Here is a 16,718-nt window from a genome sequence, read left to right on the forward strand (position 1 = left end):
AGTTGCTCCCTGAATGTTATCGAAGGTTTCTACTTCCTTGTCCAACAACCCCGGGAAAACCCCTCAATTTTTTCTGAACATTTTGCTACACCAGGTCGATCATGGTCAGCAGGTTGCCGTACCGACGAATGCTGACCGGCAGGATGGACTGCAATGCATGCATGGCCTGCCCGACGTCATCCAGCTGGAACATGCCGAATACGCGCAAGCCCGCGGCGCGCGGGGAAAGCCTGATCCAGCCTGCATGGTAGGCGCGCAGGCTCTCCACCACTTCTTCCAGGCTCTGGTCGCGCACATCCAGCAGGCCGTGTTCCCACGCCATGCTGGCGTTCACATTGGCCGGCTTCAAGATCAGGGCGTGTTGATCGAACCAGGCCGCCATAGCCTCGCCTGAGGTCAATACGGCTTCGCGGTAATGCAGCGGCGCGACCACCAGCGATTGCTGCTGCACCATGGCATAACTTTGCCCGCCGGAAATCCCCGCCAGCATGCGGCACCCGCCGGTAGCATGCACCACGCCATGCACGGTGCGCAGCAGCAAAGGCCGCAAGGCGTCCGGCGCCACATCGACGATACAGGCGCCCTGATGCAAGGTGAGCACGCGTTGCTTCTCGGAAAAATCAATGTCGAGCGCGGAGCGCGCATTGAGTTGCACCCGGGTGCCATCGGTGAGGGCAATATCCTTGCGCTCACCGGTAGGCGTGACATGGTCCGACGTGATGTGAGTGAGGGGAGTGACCCGGTTGGTCAGATATGCCGTGCCCAAGCCGAGCGCCACGACGGCAACGCCGCCTTTCATGAAATGGCGGCGCTCTGCGGAGACATGGCCTGCCAATGCCTGGCGCACCGCATTCGCATGTCCCGCCTGCCGGTTCGTTAGGTGGTGGACCTGCTCGAAACCTGTCATGCTCTGGGCAAGCTGCTGCCATGCCGCCTGATGATGGGTGTCGGCATCCAGCCATGACTGGAATTGCGTATTCACCTCGTCGCTCACGGCGCCCGAACTCAGCTTGACCAGCCAGTCGACGGCGGCCTCAATCGCTTCACGGGACAAGGCTTGTTGGTTCATAACCTGCCCTCAAGACGCGCCAGGTGACAATGCATGATGGCCTGCTTCATGTAGCGCTCAATGGTCGCGACAGAGAGATTCATTTCTTTCGCGATCGCCACATAGGTCAGGCCTTCCAGGCGGTTGAGCAGGAACGCCTGCTTCACTTTGCCTGGCAAGCCTTCAAGCTGGCGGTCTATGATGAGGATGGCTTCCTTGAGCAAGGCATATTCCTCCTGTGAAAGGCCGAACTCTTCCGGCATCTGCGCCAGGGCTTCGAGATAGGCCTGTTCCAGCTCGCGCCGCCGCCAGAAATTGTACAGTTCGCGCTTGGCCACCACCGTGAGGAAGGCGCGGGGTTCGCGTACATCCTCCAGCTGCGGCGCCTTGAACAAGCGCACGAACGCCTCCTGGGCTAGATCATCGGCCTGCGCCGCGCTCTCAAGCTTGCGTCTCAGCCAACCGACCAGCCAGCCATGGTGATTGCGATACCATTCGGCTAACAAGTGGTGCCGAGATGCTGAATTGTTAGCCATAACCTGCCGACCCAGTATCATAAAAAGAAGGCCAGCAGGAACTGCTAGCCTTGTGAGAGTACATTTTTGGCGGAGAAAGTTAGAGTGCCAAGAATGTATGATGCCTATCATGATTTAAATGAAAATCATTGTCAACAACATTTGCAATAGGGGTTTAGCGGATTATAGCCATCTGTCATCAAACCGTCATGCAGGTACCACTTAACCATCATATAAGCAGGCTAGGATAGGTCGCGTAGCTTGGTCATATCATCCATTCCCCCCGAAGATTGCGATTATCCCTGGCTACCGCCCTGACTTGTCAGGGCTTTTATCTTAAAGGCAGGCAAAAAAACGGCAACCTCGAGAGGTTGCCGTTTTTACTTCAGGCCTCAGCTTTTGGCTTAGGCTTGCTGCTTGCGACGTGCGGCAAAGCCTACGAAAGCCAGGCCAGCCAGCAACAGGGCATATTCGGAAGGCTCTGGAACTGCCGCTACCACTTGGTCGAGCTGGAATGCGAAGGAGTTGGCATGCGCTTCCGTGGAGAATGTCACCTTGATGGCATCAATGCCGGTCACGCTGCTCAGATCCCAGGAGAAGTATTTGTAAGCGTCTGCTTGCGCATTGCCGTCAACCAAGGCAGCCAGGTAATCGACGCCGTCAATGGTGTAGCTCAGGGAAACGTCATACAGGCCCTTGCCGGTGCCGCCAGCTGCGCTATGGCTTTGGAACACGATCGAAGTCAGGCTGTCTGCCACCGTGAAATCTGTCAGGGTGAAGGTGGAGAAAGCACCTGCGTACTCGTACAAACCGCCACCTGCAGGATATGCAGTGCCTGCGATACGTGTGAAGACGGCATCGCCAGAACCCGCGACATTGGCGCTATAGCCAGCCACGATATCATCCACGGTCAATGGGCGGTACAACTGGTTCCAGCCATTGAACTCGGCAGAATCCGCAACATCGACAAACGGCGCTGCTGTGTCGTTCGCCTGTGCGACAGAGGCCATCATGGTCACTGCCAGTGCTGCTGAACCTACTAAATGCTTGATCATATTGAATTCCCCTTAGTGTGGCAGCGACTATGAGCGTAACTGCCGTGAGTTAATTAGTAACAATAATGATAAGTCTTCTCATTTGTTTATGTCAATTAAAGCTTACGCCAAAAATCAATATAACCAAATATCTTCCACCCGATGGCAAACTTATCGCACCAGAGGGTAGAAGATTTTGCAGGACTCGATGGATTGCCGCGCACGGTCAGCATGACACTTTGTGGCACGCCATAAAGAATCATGACGTGGATTATGATCAGCCTGCAAGCGCGGAGCTTTGTTAATAAAACGATTTCTCACTTTATGCCCTTACTGCCCATTCGCACAAGCGGCGTTTAACTTAATATGCAGCTCATCGCTTCGGCCGTAGCCAATAATGCCAGATCACGATAATCGGCACCGCCAGGCTGGCCCAGGCCAGCCAATGCCAGATGCCGACGCCCAGCAAGGCCGACAGCAGGCCTAAGGTCGTGAGGACCGCCAGCAGGATCGGCCAGCCCCATATGTCGGTAAAACGCTTGTTCATATCCTGGTTTCCCCAAAGCCGGTCATGATTTAGGCACGGGCCGCATGGTGCTGCTCCAGCTCCGTCAGGCGCTTTTCCGTCTGCTTGCGGCGCTTGATCCAGAGATAGAGGCCGCTGCCGAGCACCACGATAGTGACCAGGTCCAGCAGGGCCCAGATCACCTTCAATGGCAAGCCGCCGTAATCGCCGAAATGCAATGGCTGGGACAGCAGCAACGTTTTCACGTACCAGGGCATCTCGCGCGCATCCGTCAATTCGGTGGTTTGGGCATCCACCAGCGCCGGCTTGAGCAGGCGCGAGGTCACGGGCGTATTGCCCTTCATGAACACGGTGTAATGGTGCTGGCTGGAAAACATGCTGCCCGGGAAGGCGACAAAACTCACGTGCATGTCGGGAATCGCCAGTTTTGCGGTATCGATCGACGCCTGCAAGGAGCCGAATGTTGTGGGCACCGGCAAATCCTTGTACGGTGCGGTCATTTCCGCCATCTGGTCACTTTGCCAGATAAAAATCACGATCTGGCTCAGGGTGTTGATAGTGCCGGTCAACCCGACCACCAACGCCCAAACCAGCGTGGCAACGCCCAGCAGGTTGTGGATGTCCAGCCATTTCAGGCGCGCCTGCTTTTCGCGCCTGATGGTGCCGAAATCCAGCCGTCGCATGAAAGGGTGGTACAAGACGATGCCGGAAACGATCGCAACCGCGAACAACAGCCCCATGAAACCGAGGAACAGCATGCCGGGGAGGCCGGCGAACATGTCGACGTGCAGCTTGAACATCACATACATGAACCCACGGTCGGGCGGTGGTTCGTCCAATATCTGGGCGGTACGGCTGTCGATCAATACGATCTTGCCGGCATCGGGCGGCGCATCCATGGATTCCGCCATCGAGACCAATGTCACATGCGGATGCTCATCCTGCTCCCAGAACATGAAGCGGATGACGTCGCCCGGGCGCTGCTTGTGCGCAGCCTCCGCCACCTTGTCCAGGCTGGCATAGGGCGTATCCTCAGGCATGGGCGGAGCTTCCACCACGCCGGAAAGGTGCTCGATCTCCTCATGGAATATCAATGGCAGCCCGGTAATGCACAGCATCAGCAAAAATGCCGTGCATGCCAGGCTGGTCCATTTATGTACGAGATACCACTTTCTGATGCTCATCCTGTTCCTTTTGCCCAGATTATCCTGCTAGAAATCGACGGTAGCAGACAATAGCACAGTGCGCGGCGTGCCAAGGTAAATGTAACCCTCGTTGGAGGTGTTCCAGAAATCCCGGTCGAACAGGTTCTCAATATTCGCCCGCAACGTCACCGGCGTATCGTTGAGGACAGCTTGGTATCGCGCGCCGATATCGAAACGCGTCGCGCTGGGGATCGATAAAGTATTCGCCTCGTTCACGTACTGCTTGCTGGTATGGATGACCCTGGCCGTCAATGTCAGCCCCTGGGCGAATGCGGGATCCCACTCGCTGCCCAGGCTGACCTGCCAGTCCGGCACCCCGATCGCGGTATTGCCATTGAACGCACCACCTTCCGTCTTGACCAGCTTGCCTTGGCTATAGGCACCGCCGCCCAACAGCCGCACGCCGGAAGCAACTTCGCCAAAAACATTGAGTTCGATGCCCCGGTTACGCTGTTCACCGCTCACGCGATATACGTTGCCGGTGGTGATCGCACTGGGGCGCTCAATCTCAAACAGGCTGAGCGTAGTGGCAATCCTGCCCCAATCCACCTTGACCCCGGCTTCCTTCTGCTTGGTTTTGTAAGGGGAAAACATCTGCCCGGCATTGCTTGCCGGCGGCTGTGCCACTTGCCCTTGGCTCAGGCCTTCAATGTAGTTGGCATACAAGGCGACATGGTCCACAGGCTTGAACACGATGCCGGCTACGGGTGTCACGGCATTTTTATCGTACCCGGCACCGGATTTCTGGCCTGTGCCTATCGCATAATTCTGCTGCTCAACATTCTGGTGCCGCGCACCTAGAGTCAGTTGCAAACGGCCGTCCATGAAGGACAAGGTGTCGGCCAGGGCATAGCTGGTCAGTTCCATGGTGGTATATTTCAGCGTCTTGCCACGGAAACCGCTGGTACTCGGCGTATTACCATACACCGGGGAATAGATGTTATTGGTTTCCGATAGCCCCACGCCGACAAAATGTATGTCGGCATTTTGCGTCACGCGCGTCACGCCTGCGCTTATCTGGTGCTTGACAGGCCCCGTCGAAAACTCGAACCTGCCCCCGATCTCTGCCGACCTTGAACTCACATCATAGAGTTGTAAAGCAGGGGCAGAACTGAAAGTGCCATCCGCATTGTCCAACGTGGGATTGCCTGCCAATGCGTCCATGCGGCTCTTGCGATAACCAAACCCCGCATACACGGTGGCTTGGTCATTGATGTCGTACTCGCTGCGCAATACCACGGTGCTGTCCTTCATCTTGGAATATCCATAACCGGGATAATTCAGCTTGTTATCAGGCGCACTTGGCATCTTGGTCAGGCTGGTTCCCACCATGAATTGCCTGACTACTACGCCCAGATCCTCCTGCTGGTACATGACATCAGCAGACAAACGCAACCGTTCGCCACGGTAATCCAGCGCCAAACTGCCTACAGTCTCTTCAACATCCTGGCGGTCTATGCGCATGTCGCCCTTGCGATACGCGCCATTGAGGCGGACGCCGAACTCGTTGTTCTCGCCGAACCGGCGCCCGAGGTCGGCATGGCCGCCGTACACGGAATCCGACATATAGCTCGCGGTGAACCTCGTGAGGGGCTGGTCGGCGGCGCGTTTGGGCACTACATTGATGCTGCCGCCCACGTTACCGCTCGGCGGCATGCCGTTGAGCAGGGCGCTAGGGCCTTTCAGCACCTCGACGCGTTCCGCCATTTCCACCGGCACACGATAGAAAGGCATCAATCCATACATGCCGTTGAAGGCAATATCCTGACTGGAGACTGTAAAGCCTCGAATGGAGAAATCCTCATTCAGGTTGGTGCGTGCACTGGCCTGCCTTACCGACGGGTCGTTCTGCAGAAGGTCGCCGATGCTGCGCGCCTGCTGGTTCGCAATCACATCCGACGTGTAGTTGGTTGCGTTGAAAGGCAGATCCATGAAGTCGCGTTGCCCCAGCAAGCCCGCACGTCCACCGCGCGCCACCTGAAGGCCGGGATACTCCTGGCTCAAATCTCCTGTTTTCTCGGCGCTGGCCGATACGGCGACCTCGGGCAATGTCGCCGTTGCATCGCCTGCTGGCCGGGTAGCTTGCAGCGCCTTCTGCAGCTTGTAGCTGCCATTATCCTGCACCACCGCCTGTAGCCCGCTGCCGGTCAGAATCGTATCCAGGCCTTGCCGCAAATCGTATGCGCCGCTCAGGCCACGGCTTTGCTTGCCCTCAGTCAGCTTGCCGTCGATCACCAGCAATATCCCGGTTTCCCTGGCATAGGCATTGAGCACCTGGTCCAAGGGCCCTGCGGGGATATCGAATGACCTGGCGACATGGCCCGCTTGTGCAGTTTCGGCGTGGGCGACCGGCATCAAGACCATACTGGCCAAGCCGGAGAGCAACAACAGGCCGGCAAGCCTGCTCATGCGAAAAACATCAGCGACTTGTAACCGGTCCGATGGATTGGCGTGCTTCAGCATATTGATAATTCCTTCGTTCAGAAATAGAAGTGTTCACTGCTATCCCGGACGAAAAAATAAAAGTGCTACGCTTGCCTCAGATTTTTTTACCCTAGTTCGAATCCCTGCCAATCACAAGCCATGTACCGACACCCAATACCGCGAGAAATAACTGACGCGCAAAGGCAATGCCTGCAATAGCGATTCCAGTATCCTGTCTGTATCAGGCAAGGGAAATACACCGGAAACCACCATCTCGGCCGCCTTGGCATCGTAATGGATCATGCCTTGGCGATAACGGCCCAACTCGTCCAGGAAGTCCCCTAGCCGCATACGTTCCGCCACCAGCTTGCCCTCTAGCCAGGCAAGCTCATTGCCATTGGGCGTGGCTGCTGTGAACCCGTGGGCGGAAAATCCAGCCTGGAAACCGTGCTCCAGCCTATGGCCAGCCCCTAGACGCGGCTGGATTTGCACCGTGCCTTCGTGTACCGAAACCCGTGTTTCTTCCTGCTTCAGGCGCACATTGAACTTGGTGCCAAGCGCCTGGGCAACGCCATGGCGAGTTTGTATCAGGAAAGGGCGCACAGGCTGCTCGGCGTCTGCCGCAGTCCTGACGTACATCTCGCCATGGTGCAATACCAGCCGCCGTTCGCGGGAATTAAATTCGATATCGACCGCCGTCGAGGTATTAAGGAACAACTGGCTGCCATCCGAAAGGGCAAGCTGCTGCTGCTCTCCAGTGTGCGTGTGATGGTCTGCAACCCAGGCCTGCCACGCATCGCTGTTACGCACGATGGGCACCGTACCGCCTGTCGCCGCCGCCAGGCCCAGCAGCTGCAGTAACCGGCGGCGCTTCTCCGCATCGGGTTTGTCTTTTAGCAACCCGGCTGCCTCGGCGGGGATCAATTGCAGTTTTCGCTCTATGGCCGCTATTTCGCTCCATGCTTGCCGATGCGAGTCGCTGGCCGCCAGCCACTTGTCGAAATCGGACCGCTGCTCGGCTGTCACTTCCCCTGACCATAAGGCCACCTGCCATTCCAGCGCTTGTTGTCGCAGCCGCGCTTCATGTTCAGGCATTGGCTTAGCGGCCATCCCGTGCTCCATCACAACCCCATGCAGGCTTGCGCGGCCTTGAGCATATACTTGCGCACCGCTGCAACCGACACCCCGAGCTGGACGGCAATTTCGCTATAGGTGAAGCCGTCAAAACGCGACAGCAGGAACGCTTGGCGAACCTTGCTCGGCAATTGATCCAGCACTTGGTCCAGCTGGATTAGGCTCTGCAGGACAATCGCCTGGTCTTCCGGCGAGGGGGCGTCCACCAACGGCAATTGCAGCAGCCATTCCTGATAAGCCAGCTCCAGGCGACGGCGGCGGTAGAGATCAACCACCAGGCCCTTGGCGATCTGGGTGAGATAGGCGCGCGACTGCTCTGGCAAGGGAGCCTTGCCTGCCACCATCAGGCGGACAAAAGTGTCGTGTGCCAGGTCGGCCGCAATATGCTGGCAACCCAGCTTCTTGCGCAGCCAGGCATAAAGCCAGCCATGATGGCTGCTATAAAGCTGATGCACTAGGTTGGAGATGATGGGATTCTTAGCGGACACAGTAACGCGGTGGCTGGACACCGGCCGGAATTAAAGAAAAATCATTCTTATTATTAGCTAATTATGGGGAGATGGCAATCAATGCCAGCCAGGATGTTCAGCTCAGGCTGATGTGAAGGGAAGCTTCCCCTTGCGCCTGCACATGGCCCCGGCGTGCCGCGCAGCGCAGCCACCAGCGCCCCACGGAAAGGCTGGCGATATCCTGTTGGCCCAATAGGAACCTGGCGTAGGCATAAGCATCATGCCCGCCGCCCTGTTGCGCGCATTTGTGCAAGGCTTCCATGCCCACCTGGCGCAAAGCCGGGTGAGGATGTTGGAGCAAGTTGGCCGCCATGGTACGGGAAAACGCCAGGTGCGCATTGACCAGCGCTTCGCGCATCCAATGGCGCGCGCCCTCCGCTTGGCCGCGCTCCGACAACATCAAGGCATAGTTGTATTGCCCGCGGAAATCCCCTGCCTCGGCAGAACGGCGGTAATAGTCGAAGGCTTTTTCCTGGTCCTGCTCTCCCAGCCAGCCCTCCTCGAAGAACCTGCCGACCACGCCCAGCGACTTGGCGTGCCCTAATTCGGCGGCCTTGCGATACCAGTCGAACGCCTGCTGCTCATTTTTCTCCACGCCCAAGCCATGCAGCAACAGGTTGGCATAGTTGTACATGCCCCAATCCAGCCCCTGGTTGGCCGACATGCGGAACCAGTATGCCGCGCAGACATGATCCACCGGGCCGCCCCAGCCTTGGTCGTAGGCGCGTCCGAGCATGTTCATCCCGAGCAGGTGGCCCGCTTCCGCCGCCTTGCGGAACCATATCCTCGCCTGCCTGGGATCTGGCTCCATGCCATGCCCGTCAAGATAAGCCTGCCCGAGCAACGCCTGCGCCTCTGGCTCCCCTTGTTCAGCCAGCGCGCGTATCCATTGCACGGCCTCGCGCGGATCGCTTGCGAGACGGCGCTTCAGTTCTTCCGCACTGATGTTGTTGAGGTGTTCAGGGGTAATGGATTGGGCACTGCTGGCAGACATGCTGAGTGAGAACAGGAATTAATCAGGAGGTGACTATACACCAAATCCTGCCCGTTTATTCTATCCAATGCGGTCAATTAGACGCGGCGAGGCTTTGAACCGCGGCGAGCATACTGACGGGACAAGCCCGAGGATATGGCTGCAAAACGCACGCCCTCTGCTTGCTAGGGGCGTTGCCAGCCCCCGCCCAAGGCGCGATAAAGATCGACAGCGGCTTGCAGTCGTTGCTGACGCAACTGCAGGTCCAGGTCCTGTGCCGTGAACAGGGTGCGTTGCGTATCGAGCATGGTCAGCATGGTTTCCGCGCCCGCCTGGTAGCGCGACTGGGCCAGGGCAAAAGCGCGTTCGGCATTCTCCAGCGCCAGGGTTTGCGCAATGGCTTGCTGTTCCAGCCCGGCAATCCGGTTGAGCGCCGCCTCGACATCGCCCAATGCGGCAATGATGGCTTGGCGGTAATTCGCCAATAGTTCCTTGCGGCGCGCGACCGCATAGTCGCGTTGCGCCGCGAGGCGGCCGGCATTGAAAATGGGGGCCGTCAGCCCGGCCGCCAGATTGTACAGCGGGGCATCGAAGAAGTCGCGCAAGTGCTCACTATTGCTGGAAAACCCGCCTGTCAGGCTGATGCTGGGCAACATGGCAGCCCGCGCCACCTGGATGTCGGCATCGGCGGCAAGCAGCCTGGCCTCGGCCAAGGCAATGTCCGGCCGGCGGACAAGCAATTCAGAGGGCACGCCCGAATCGGCTATCGGCAGCTGCAATTGGCGCACGCTGTTCTCCATGAGCTGCAACTCTCCCATCGGCCTTGAGGCCAGTGTTGCCAGGGCGGCTTCAGCATTGCCTTGCTGTTGCCGCAGCAAGGCCACGGTGCGGCGCTGGCTTGCCACCAAGCCTTGCTGCTGGGCTTGCTCGATCGCGGTAGCGGCCCCGGCGCGGTAGCGCGACTCGACCAGGGCCAATACACGCTCGGCGTTCTCCAGGTTGCTCCTGGCTATGCCGACTCTTTCGGCCAGGCCGACTGCCTCCACCCAGGTCATGGCGACGTTGGCGCCCAGGGTCACGCGCATGCTGTCGCGATCGAACTCGGTGGCGCGGAGATTGCTCAACGCTCCCTGGTAGGCGGCGCGGTTCTTGCCCCAGAAGTCGATTTCATAACTCGCGAGCAGCCCTGCGGAATAGGTGCTCAGGCGGTTGGCATCGCTGCTTCCTCCCAGCCGCTGCTGGCGGCCGATATTGCCGGTAGCGGAGACTTCCGGCAGCAGGGGCGCCCCGGCAACCACGGCTAGGTGCTGTGCCTGCTCGACACGCGCAATGGCAGCGGCAATATCGTAGCTGTCCAGTTGCGCCTGCTGCACCATGCCCGCAAGCGCATTGCTGCCGAAAGACAGCCACCAGTCGCCATCCCGCGCCTGGGCCGCTTCAAGCTCAGTACCGGGCGCGCCATTGCGCCATTGCGCAGGCAGGTTGCGCAGGCCGTCCTCGGCCTGCAATTGCAGCGGTTTGACGTTGGTGCAGGCAGGCAATAGCAACAGCAGGAATAAACGCAGGACTTTCATGTCACTCACTGGCAAGGGCGACCACCGGGTCAAGCTTGGCCGCCTGGCGCGCAGGCATGAAACCAAAGACCAATCCGGTAATCACGGAACAGAAGAATGCGCCGATGATGGCGCTCAGGGAAAAGATCACGGGCATGCCCCAGAACACCAGCACGACGCCTATCGCCAGGCCGGATACCACGCCGGTCACCCCGCCGACCGTGGTGACCAGCACCGCCTCGGTGAGGAATTGCTGCAGGATGTCGCGCTGGCGCGCGCCGGTCGCCATGCGGATGCCGATCTCGCGCGTGCGCTCCCGCACCGTCATCAGCATGACGTTCATCACGCCTATGCCGCCAACGCCTAGCGAAACAATGGCAATCAGGGCCAACATCATGCTCATGCTGTCCTGGGTCTTGGCTTGGGCCGCAATCCAGGCCGCCGCATTCTCCAGGCCATAATCCCGAACCCTGTGACGCGAAAACAGGACTTCATCGACGGCTTTTGCCGCAGCATCCACTTGTCTCATGTCACCGACTTCCAGCGTGACATAGGAGGGATCACGCTCGCCGAACACCCGCGTGCTGGCAGTGGAATAAGGGATGACCACCAGGTCGTCGTCGCTCTGGTCGCCCGTCACGGCGCCTTTTGAAACCAGCACCCCGATCACCTGGAACGGCACGTTGCCGATCAGGATGGTTTCGCCCACCGGGTTTTCCACGTCCGGCATCAGGTTCTGCGCCAGGCGCGGGCCGATGACGGCCACCGTCGCCATGCGCTGGTCATCCTCTTCAGTGAAGAAAGAGCCATTGACCACCGGCCAGTTCAACATGCGCGACATGGCCGCGCCCGAGCCCTTGATGCGGGTCTGCACATCCTCGTTGCCGTAGCGCACGACCTTGCTGCCGGAGAGGTTGGGCAGCACATAAGTGATATGCGGCAGCTCCCCGATGGCCTCCAGGTCGCCCGCACTGATGCCGCGGCCCGGCACGCGCGAACTTTCACGTTTGGGATTGACGTAGATATGATTGGTGCCGAAGGCGCCCAACTCCGCCACCACGCGCTCCTTGGTGCCCATGCCCACCGCCATCATCACGATCACCGAGGCCACGCCGATGATGATGCCGAGCAGGGTCAGCGCAGTGCGGAAGCGGTTGACCCACATGACGCGCCAGGCCGCCCGGCATGCCTCAAGGAAATCACCGCGCCACTGCACCTGTCCCGCATCGGCTTCCAGCGTGAACTCAGGCGCCGCATCACCGGCAGCGCGTTGCACGGAGCCGGTATCGCTGATGACATGGCCGTCGCGGATTTCGATCACGCGCCGGGCATTGGCCGCCACGTCGCGGTCATGGGTAATGAGGATGATGGTATGGCCGGCATCGGCCAGCTCGTTGAGCAGGCGCATGACTTCCTCGCCGCTGCGCGAATCGAGCGCGCCGGTCGGCTCATCGGCCAGGATGATGCGGCCGCCGTTCATGAGCGCACGCGCGATCGACACGCGCTGCTGCTGGCCGCCGGACAATTGCTTGGGACGATAATGCAAACGCTCGGCCAGCCCGAGCCTATCTAGCAATGCCCGGGCACGCGCCGCACGTTCGTGCTCGGGCATGCCGGCGTAGAGCGCCGGGATTTCCACGTTTTCCTGCGCGGTCTCGGTCGCGATCAGGTGATAGCCCTGGAAGACGAAGCCAAACGCTTCGCGGCGCAGCCACGCCAGCTCGTCGACGTCCATCTCCGCCACATTGCGCCCGGAAAAACGATACTGGCCCGAGCTCGGCTTATCCAGGCAGCCCAGGATATTCATGAGGGTGGACTTGCCCGAGCCGGAAGCGCCGACGATCGCCACGAATTCGCCGGCATGGATATCCAGTGAAATGCCGTGCAGGATATCCACCCGGGGCTTGTCCCCGCCGCCGTAGTGTTTGCGGATGTCCGCCAGCGAGATCAGGGGCTGACGGTCACTCAAAACTGGAATCTCCAGGGGCTGGGCTTGGGCGTCTTGTCCGCCGTGATCAACCGCTCGCCTTCCGAGAGGCCGGACAGCACTTCGGCGCGCAAGCGCGTGCGCACGCCTGTCGTCACTTCATGCCATACCACCTTGCCATCCTTCAATACGCGCACCTTGTACTTACCCGCTTTGGCATCGACTTCAGTGAGCGCCATGATCGGCACGGTGATGACCTGGCTGGCCGCCGCCACGACAAAAGCAGTCTGCGCGGTCATCTGCGGCATCAGCTCGCCATCGCTGTTGTCGACATCGAACAGCACGGTATAGAGCACGACTTTATTGCTGCTCGGCGTTTGCGTGGCGGTAGCGCTCGCGCCTTCGGGTTTGGGCGGCGCCGGCAGCACCTGGCGCACCGTGCTGGTCCAGCGGCGCTCGTCCCCGCCCAAGGTCTTGAAATAGACCTGCATGCCGGGTTTCACATGCCGCACGTCGGCCTCGGAAACGTCCGTCCATACGGTCATGGTGGAGAGGTCGGCGATCCGCAGCAGGGTGGGGGTCTGGTAGGTGGCGTTGAGGGTCTGCCCGGTCTTGGCCTCGATCGAGACCACCGTGCCGGACATGGGCGCATAAATCTTGGTGAAGCCGAGCAGGGCTTCATTCCCCTGCAGGGTCGACTGGGTCTGGTCTATCTGCGCCTTGAGGTTGTTGATCCTCGCCGCCGCGGTTTTCAGGGCGGCTTGCGCCTGCTGCACCTCCTCGGTACGTGTCGAGCCGTCCGCCTGCATCTGCTGCTGGCGCTCATGCTGCTGGCTAGCCAGCACGTATTGCGCCTCCTGCTCCTGCAACTGGGCCTGCAAACCCGCCAATGCGGCGCGACCGGCATCGACGGTCGCCTGGGGCACGCGCGGGTCGATCTCGGCCAGCAACTGGCCTTTCTGGACCGTATCGCCAGGCTCCACATGCAAGGCCAGTATCTGGCCGGAAACCTGTGCGCCGACATCGACATAGCTGAGCGGCTGCAAAGTGCCGATGGCCGTGACGTTGTGCTCGATATCCCCGCGCTTGACCAGCTCGATCTCGAAAGCGTCAGCCGGGTCCTGGCTGCGTGCAAGCCAGGCTGCGCCAACCACTGCCAGCACGACGGCCAGCAGGGCAATCCTCCCCCGCCTCATCTAGCGCTTGACCTCGAAACTCAATGTCGCAGTATGCCGTACATCGTCGTACTTGGTGCCCTGGTAGGTCATGCTGCCGTTGACGCGCGCGGTGACTTCGAGGATATAGATGCCCGCGAACGGGGTGGTGAGCGTCACGGTGCCGTCTTCCGACGGCTTCAAGGTGCGGATCCAGCCCTCGCTGGTGCTCACGTTGACCTGCGAGGCCGCGACCGCGTTTCCCTTCCATACCAGCTTGAAGGTATTGCCGCCGGCCTCGGTCGGCACCAGCTCGAGGTCGTTCACGGCCTTGGTTTCACCGCGCCCGAACTTTGCCTGGTAGAAATGCAGCACCTTGTCCTGGCCCACCGCTTGCGCCGTCAGCCGGATATCGCCGCCGGCCGGTGCCGTCACCTGCACGCGGTCGGCTGCAACCTTGGTTGCCAGCTCCTTGCCGTCAGCCAGCAATCCCCGAATGGCGCTCAAGCCGGCAGGATCGAGCCGCGAAGACTCGTAAAGCCCCAGGTAGGCCTTCGCGCCGCTTTCGTCCGGTTCCAGCCAGAGGTAGTTTGCACCTGCGCTGAAGCTCGCAAGCAATGCCGTTGCGGCGATGGCCCAGCGGGCGGCCAAGGATTGTCGTGTTCTCATGTGTTTTCCATTCTCGTTATAGCGTGAGTAAAAATTGCGCTCTCACTAGTAATGACACGCGAGAATGAAAAAAGGACACCCCTGCACAGAAAATTTCATAAAAATAGGCAGGCGCTACGTATTAAACGGCCAGAAAAAACGGGACATGAAGCCCCGTTTTATACGCTTGGAATGGCTATTATCCAGAGCCGCCAGCAAAACCCAGCCAAGCGATTCTGGCTAGGCGCTCTGCCGCAGACAGTACGATATGAAATGATCGTGAACAGGCTCTTAATAAACGTCGCGCAGGTAGCGCTTCTCGCGCTTGAGCTGGTTGACGTAGGCCGTCGCCCCTTCTGCATCCAGGCCGCCATGCTCGGCGACCACGTCGTGCAATGCCTGATCCACATCCTTGGCCATGCGGCTGGCATCGCCGCAGACATAGAAATGACCGCCGTCCTGCAGCCAGGCATACAGCTCCTTGCCGTTTTCCCTCATGCGGGTCTGCACGTATATCTTCTCGGCTTGGTCGCGCGAGAAGGCAAGGTCGAGGCGGTTGAGCACGCCGTCCTTCATCATGGCGGTGAGCTCGTCTTCATAGATGAAGTCGCTGGCGCGGGTCTGGTCGCCAAAGAACAGCCAGTTCTTGCCTGGTGCTTCAGACGCACGGCGCTCTTGCAGGAAAGCACGGAAAGGCGCGATGCCGGTGCCCGGGCCCACCATGATCACGGGGGCATTCTTGTCTGCCGGCACACGGAAGGACTTGTTGGTGGTGAGGAAGATGCCGGCCTGGCCGCCTTCCGGCACGCGATCAGCCAAATAGGTGGAGCATACGCCGCCACGAGGCCTGCCCCCGGAAACATACCGCACGCTCGCGACGGTGAGGTGGATGCGCTCGGGGTTCGCCAGCGAGCTGGAAGAAATCGAGTAGGCGCGATGCTGCAACGGCTTGAGCAGGCTGACGAATTCGTCCACGCTCAAGTTCAGCGACGGATTCAATTGCAGCAGGTCGAGGATATCCTTGCCCCATAGCCAGTTTTCCAGTGCCGCCTTGTCGCCGCTTTGCACGAGACGGCTCAAGTCTGCGTTGCCGGCGCGTTGCTCAACCGCCGCGATCAGTTCGCGCGACGGCGTGGAAATCTCGAAGCCGCGCGTGAGCAGCTCGGCCAGCGGCTGGTCGTGCTTGGAGACCGCGGCATCCGCCTTGGCGTTCAGGCGCTCCAGGATCAGGCTCACGAGCTCGGGATTGTTTTCCGGCACCACGTTGAGCGCATCGCCGGCCTCGTAATGAATGCCGCTGTCGCCGAGGTCGAATTCGTAATGGCGGATTTCCTTGCCTGAACCCTGGCCCGAGAGGCGGCGGTTCACTGCCAATGTGGAGGCATATGGATTCTTGCGGTTATAGGCGGATGCCGCGGGAGCGGAAGTGTCGGCAGCGGCAGGGGCTGCAGCGGCTTCGTCCGGGCCGCCCTCCACTTCCGCGAACAAGGGCAGGGCGGCCTCGATCCAGGCATTCGCCGGCTCTTCATAATCCACGTCGCAATCCACTCGCGCCAGCAGGCGCTTGGCGCCCAGCTGCTCCAGGCGGGTGTCCAGGTTCTTGCCAGCCTCGCAGAAACCGTCGTAACCGGTATCGCCAATCGCCAGCACGCCGAAGCTCATGTCTTCAAGCCGCTCGGCATGTTCGGATGACAACGCCTCCCAGAACAACTGGGCGTTGTCGGGCATTTCGCCTTCGCCGTAGGTGGAGGTGACGATCAATACCCGGCGCATGGCGCCGAGCTCTTCCAGCTCGACTTCGTCCAGCGCCTTCACGACGGGCTCCAGTCCATGCTGCTTGGCCGCACTGGCAGCTGTGGCGGCCAGGCCCTCCGCATTGCCGGTTTGCGACCCGTAGAGAATGTAAATCGGCGGCTTGCCGCGCCCGCTGCCGCTATCGGTATTGAGCAGCCTGGTCTGCAGGCCGGCCATGAAGCCGGCAAGCCAGGCCTTCTGGTCTTGATTGAATGGTGAATCTTCAGGAATGTAAGGAATCTTCATTATCTGGTCGTCAACAAATGCATGCCGT

The 16,718-nt window shown here is 59.8% G+C and carries 14 protein-coding genes; all 14 read right to left on the reverse strand.

All coding sequences use genetic code 11. The features are described 5' to 3' along the window. Window positions 1-85 precede the first annotated feature (85 nt). Window positions 86-1,069: a FecR family protein gene (locus ACWXTG_RS10600; protein WP_480219880.1), complete on the reverse strand. Its 984-nt coding sequence runs from the start codon at window positions 1,067-1,069 to the stop codon at window positions 86-88. Beyond that, window positions 1,066-1,584, reverse strand: coding sequence for a sigma-70 family RNA polymerase sigma factor (locus tag ACWXTG_RS10605; protein WP_480219881.1), 519 nt, complete (start codon window positions 1,582-1,584; stop codon window positions 1,066-1,068). The genes ACWXTG_RS10600 and ACWXTG_RS10605 overlap by 4 nt, the downstream gene beginning before the upstream one ends. Window positions 1,585-1,967: 383 nt before the next feature. Next, window positions 1,968-2,618 (reverse strand): PEP-CTERM sorting domain-containing protein, encoded by a 651-nt coding sequence (locus ACWXTG_RS10610; RefSeq protein WP_480219882.1) that lies wholly within the window; start codon window positions 2,616-2,618, stop codon window positions 1,968-1,970. A 352-nt stretch (window positions 2,619-2,970) separates the two neighbouring features. Beyond that, entirely contained in the window at window positions 2,971-3,144 is a 174-nt protein-coding gene (locus tag ACWXTG_RS10615) for a hypothetical protein (protein ID WP_309565946.1), read from the reverse strand. A 29-nt stretch (window positions 3,145-3,173) separates the two neighbouring features. Continuing rightward, a complete protein-coding gene (locus ACWXTG_RS10620) occupies window positions 3,174-4,307 on the reverse strand; it encodes a PepSY-associated TM helix domain-containing protein (protein ID WP_309565947.1) in 1,134 nt (377 codons plus the stop codon). 27 nt (window positions 4,308-4,334) lie between these two features. Next, window positions 4,335-6,737, reverse strand: coding sequence for a TonB-dependent siderophore receptor (locus tag ACWXTG_RS10625; RefSeq protein WP_309565948.1), 2,403 nt, complete (start codon window positions 6,735-6,737; stop codon window positions 4,335-4,337). 165 nt (window positions 6,738-6,902) lie between these two features. Next, on the reverse strand, window positions 6,903-7,862 hold the full coding sequence (locus ACWXTG_RS10630; protein WP_309565949.1) for a FecR family protein: 960 nt from the start codon (window positions 7,860-7,862) through the stop codon (window positions 6,903-6,905). Window positions 7,863-7,873: 11 nt separating this feature from the next. Next, complete coding sequence (locus ACWXTG_RS10635) at window positions 7,874-8,374, reverse strand: sigma-70 family RNA polymerase sigma factor (RefSeq protein ID WP_309565950.1); 501 nt, start codon at window positions 8,372-8,374, stop codon at window positions 7,874-7,876. Window positions 8,375-8,471: 97 nt separating this feature from the next. Further along, window positions 8,472-9,389: a tetratricopeptide repeat protein gene (locus ACWXTG_RS10640; protein ID WP_480219883.1), complete on the reverse strand. Its 918-nt coding sequence runs from the start codon at window positions 9,387-9,389 to the stop codon at window positions 8,472-8,474. Between the two features lie 164 nt (window positions 9,390-9,553). Then, window positions 9,554-10,942, reverse strand: coding sequence for an efflux transporter outer membrane subunit (locus ACWXTG_RS10645; protein WP_480219884.1), 1,389 nt, complete (start codon window positions 10,940-10,942; stop codon window positions 9,554-9,556). A 1-nt stretch (window position 10,943) separates the two neighbouring features. Further along, window positions 10,944-12,890, reverse strand: a complete 1,947-nt coding sequence (locus tag ACWXTG_RS10650; RefSeq protein WP_480219885.1) for a MacB family efflux pump subunit — start codon at window positions 12,888-12,890, stop codon at window positions 10,944-10,946. Continuing rightward, window positions 12,887-14,044, reverse strand: coding sequence for an efflux RND transporter periplasmic adaptor subunit (locus ACWXTG_RS10655; RefSeq protein WP_480219886.1), 1,158 nt, complete (start codon window positions 14,042-14,044; stop codon window positions 12,887-12,889). Before ACWXTG_RS10655 ends, ACWXTG_RS10650 begins: the two co-directional genes overlap by 4 nt. Next, window positions 14,045-14,671 (reverse strand): hypothetical protein, encoded by a 627-nt coding sequence (locus tag ACWXTG_RS10660; RefSeq protein WP_480219887.1) that lies wholly within the window; start codon window positions 14,669-14,671, stop codon window positions 14,045-14,047. 270 nt (window positions 14,672-14,941) lie between these two features. After that, window positions 14,942-16,690 (reverse strand): sulfite reductase subunit alpha, encoded by a 1,749-nt coding sequence (locus ACWXTG_RS10665; RefSeq protein WP_480219888.1) that lies wholly within the window; start codon window positions 16,688-16,690, stop codon window positions 14,942-14,944. Between the last annotated feature and the right edge of the window lie 28 nt (window positions 16,691-16,718).

This window comes from Methylobacillus sp. DLP286, from assembly GCF_056636515.1.

What these genes read in the sequence shown, in the direction of transcription:
- ACWXTG_RS10600 (WP_480219880.1), bottom strand. Translation starts at nt 1,069, where the DNA reads ATGAACCAACAAGCCTTGTCCCGTGAAGCGATTGAGGCCGCCGTCGAC.
- ACWXTG_RS10605 (WP_480219881.1), bottom strand. Translation starts at nt 1,584, where the DNA reads ATGGCTAACAATTCAGCATCTCGGCACCACTTGTTAGCCGAATGGTAT.
- ACWXTG_RS10610 (WP_480219882.1), bottom strand. Translation starts at nt 2,618, where the DNA reads ATGATCAAGCATTTAGTAGGTTCAGCAGCACTGGCAGTGACCATGATG.
- ACWXTG_RS10615 (WP_309565946.1), bottom strand. Translation starts at nt 3,144, where the DNA reads ATGAACAAGCGTTTTACCGACATATGGGGCTGGCCGATCCTGCTGGCG.
- ACWXTG_RS10620 (WP_309565947.1), bottom strand. Translation starts at nt 4,307, where the DNA reads ATGAGCATCAGAAAGTGGTATCTCGTACATAAATGGACCAGCCTGGCA.
- ACWXTG_RS10625 (WP_309565948.1), bottom strand. Translation starts at nt 6,737, where the DNA reads ATGAGCAGGCTTGCCGGCCTGTTGTTGCTCTCCGGCTTGGCCAGTATG.
- ACWXTG_RS10630 (WP_309565949.1), bottom strand. Translation starts at nt 7,862, where the DNA reads ATGGCCGCTAAGCCAATGCCTGAACATGAAGCGCGGCTGCGACAACAA.
- ACWXTG_RS10640 (WP_480219883.1), bottom strand. Translation starts at nt 9,389, where the DNA reads ATGTCTGCCAGCAGTGCCCAATCCATTACCCCTGAACACCTCAACAAC.
- ACWXTG_RS10645 (WP_480219884.1), bottom strand. Translation starts at nt 10,942, where the DNA reads ATGAAAGTCCTGCGTTTATTCCTGCTGTTGCTATTGCCTGCCTGCACC.
- ACWXTG_RS10655 (WP_480219886.1), bottom strand. Translation starts at nt 14,044, where the DNA reads ATGAGGCGGGGGAGGATTGCCCTGCTGGCCGTCGTGCTGGCAGTGGTT.
- ACWXTG_RS10660 (WP_480219887.1), bottom strand. Translation starts at nt 14,671, where the DNA reads ATGAGAACACGACAATCCTTGGCCGCCCGCTGGGCCATCGCCGCAACG.
- ACWXTG_RS10665 (WP_480219888.1), bottom strand. Translation starts at nt 16,690, where the DNA reads ATGAAGATTCCTTACATTCCTGAAGATTCACCATTCAATCAAGACCAG.